Origin of the sequence: Marinobacter sp. UBA5687, assembly GCF_002420325.1 — a bacterium.
GTDB classification, from domain to species: Bacteria; Pseudomonadota; Gammaproteobacteria; order Pseudomonadales; family Oleiphilaceae; genus Marinobacter; species Marinobacter nauticus.
In genome coordinates this window covers 72,848-75,116 of the sequence record NZ_DIHV01000086.1, presented here as the reverse complement: position 1 = coordinate 75,116, position 2,269 = coordinate 72,848, and the positions used below count along the sequence as shown (strand labels likewise).

The following is a 2,269-nucleotide window of genomic DNA, read 5'->3' as shown; positions in this document are numbered from 1 at the left end:
GTGGAAGCAGCAGGACTACGAAGCAAAACTGGTGAATAGCCCCGAGGAACTGGAGCGCTTCCTGAAGCCTCTGGCGGAGGCCGGTGTCGACATCTTCCACGCTTCCACCCGCCGCTTCTGGGAACCGGAGTTCGAAGGTTCCAATCTGAACCTGGCCGGCTGGACCCAGAAGATCACTGGTAAACCGACCATGTCGGTTGGCAGTGTGGGCCTGACCGAAGACTTCATCAGCGGCACCTTCGCCAGCAAGAAAGAGTCGGTCGAGCAGTCTGGCATCGATGAGCTGGTTGAGCGCATGAACAACGGTGAATTCGATCTGATCGCCGTTGGCCGTGCCCTGCTGCAAGACCCTGAGTGGCTGGTGAAAGTGAAAGAAGGCCGCCTGAACGAAGTGGAAGCCTTCGCCAGGAAGTCTCTGGCCAAACTCTACTGATCGAACTTACCCCTTCGATCGTGCCTGCCGCGCGCCCTCGGGCCCGCGGCTTTTTTGGGTCTGAAATCTGTCCGGTTCGTAATCGCAGCAATCGCCAGAAACGCTATGCTGTAGGCAGATTGTTGCTATTCACCAGACAAGGAGTTGGATATGGCTTTGATGCGTCATCTCAAACTGGCTGGGCTGGCTGCGGTATTGATCACCCTGGTGGGTTGCGCCACTGTCGGCCGGGATTTTGCCACTCACAATGTCGACCAGATAACGATCGGTGAGACGACCCGCGCCGAGATACAGGAGATGTTCGGTGAGCCCTGGCGCACCGGTATTGAAGACGGCAAGCGCACCTGGACTTACGGCAAGTATCGCTGGTCCGCCTTTGGTGATGATGAAACCACGGATCTGGTGGTCCGTTTCAATAACGACGGCACGGTATCCTCTTACGTATACAACACCACCGAATAAAAGCTCCCGGGCGCCGGCCTGACCTCAATTAGCGGCCGGCGCCTGTTTCAGCGCCAGAATCTGCCCGGAATCCAGTTCCTCGATTAATGCCCCCCGGAACTGCCGGTTGATGAACCGCTCCGTTTCCACCTGAATCCGCTCCCGCTGCCCGGGCTTCTCGATATAGTCCATGGCCCGGAACAGGATGTAGCGGATGGTCATGTTGGAAATCTCCTGTACCACCACCTCATCGACGCCGGGCACCAGCCCGCGCTCCAGAATATCCTCGGCCATTTCCCGGGCGCTGGCGTCCAGCTGTGCTTCGAGAGCCCGGCGTAACACGGGCGACGGGCCGTGCAGTTCCCTGACCGCCACCGTGGTTGCCGCCGGGTTGGCCAGGAAGTAGTGGTACACAAAGGTGACGGTGTCGTGGGAGGCCTGTTCCGAGGAATCCGCCATCTGCCGCAGCTGCCGTACACCGGCTTTCATGTCCTCGGCGATATACCCCAGTACCTGCAAACCGAATTCGTCCAGATTGCGGAAGTGCCGGTAAAAGGTATTCGGGTTCAACCCCGCCTCCCGGGCCAGTTCCCGTAGGCCCAGTGAGGTCAGGCTGCGGCTTTGGGTAATCAGCCTCAGTGCGGCCTGAACCAGTTTCAGTTTTCCGCCGGCAAGTCGTTGCATCGAGTCGTGTTTCCTTTGGGCATTGGGCCAACAACCTGTCACTCAGGGCCATTCCTGTGCGCGCGGGTATACAGGTGTCTACTTTGACCGGTATACATGTGTCTACCGGTCATGATGACCACACCGACAACAACAGGCAAGGCCCTTCAGGCCACACAGGAGTGCAGCAATGAAACAAACCGCCAAGATCGCCATTATCGGCACCGGTTTTTCCGGCCTGGGCATGGCCATCAAGTTGAAAGAGGCCGGTTTTGACGACTTTGTGATTCTGGAGCAGAGCGACAACGTCGGCGGCACCTGGCACGACAACCACTACCCGGGCTGCGCCTGCGATGTTCAATCTGCCCTGTATTCCTTCTCCTTTGAGCAGAATCCGAACTGGACCCGCATGTTTGCTCCCCAGCCGGAGATTCAGGCGTACCTGCGGCATTGCGCCGAGAAATACGGTTTGATGGAACACATTCGTTTTAACACCCACGTGGCTGGTGCCCGTTGGGATGAGGCCAACTCGGGCTGGGTGGTGGAAACCTGCAACAGTGCAAAGCTCTGGGACTACATGGAAAAGAAAGGTCTGAAGCCCGGGGATGAGCTGGACCGCAGCGACAAGGCCCTGCCGCCAATCCGCAAGCTGCGAAGCGAGATCCTGGTGTCCGGCATGGGCGGCCTGAGCACCCCCGCGTATCCGGAGATCAAGGGCATAGACACGTTCAC

The 2,269-nt window shown here is 58.5% G+C and carries 3 protein-coding genes and 1 pseudogene; 3 read left to right on the top strand and 1 reads right to left on the bottom strand.

Annotated features, from left to right (window positions below):
• Together B3Y70_RS09180 and bamE are read left to right on the top strand one after the other, a co-directional pair.
• Positions 1–433 (top strand): annotated as a pseudogene (locus tag B3Y70_RS09180) (12-oxophytodienoate reductase); the annotation flags it as partial.
• Between the two features lie 150 nt (positions 434–583).
• Entirely contained in the window at positions 584–895 is a 312-nt protein-coding gene (gene bamE, locus B3Y70_RS09175) for an outer membrane protein assembly factor BamE domain-containing protein (RefSeq protein ID WP_011787224.1), read from the top strand.
• Positions 896–919: 24 nt separating this feature from the next.
• Here bamE and B3Y70_RS09170 read toward each other — a convergent pair whose 3' ends face one another.
• Positions 920–1,558 (bottom strand): TetR family transcriptional regulator, encoded by a 639-nt coding sequence (locus tag B3Y70_RS09170; protein WP_288589647.1) that lies wholly within the window; start codon positions 1,556–1,558, stop codon positions 920–922.
• Between the two features lie 169 nt (positions 1,559–1,727).
• Between B3Y70_RS09170 and B3Y70_RS09165 the strand changes: the two genes are divergently transcribed.
• A partial coding sequence (locus B3Y70_RS09165) for a flavin-containing monooxygenase (RefSeq protein ID WP_288589645.1) occupies positions 1,728–2,269 on the top strand: 542 nt, incomplete at its 3' end.

Bases quoted from the DNA above. Each gene is read 5' to 3' on its own strand.
- bamE (WP_011787224.1), top strand. From the start codon at position 584: ATGGCTTTGATGCGTCATCTCAAACTGGCTGGGCTGGCTGCGGTATTG.
- B3Y70_RS09170 (WP_288589647.1), bottom strand. From the start codon at position 1,558: ATGCAACGACTTGCCGGCGGAAAACTGAAACTGGTTCAGGCCGCACTG.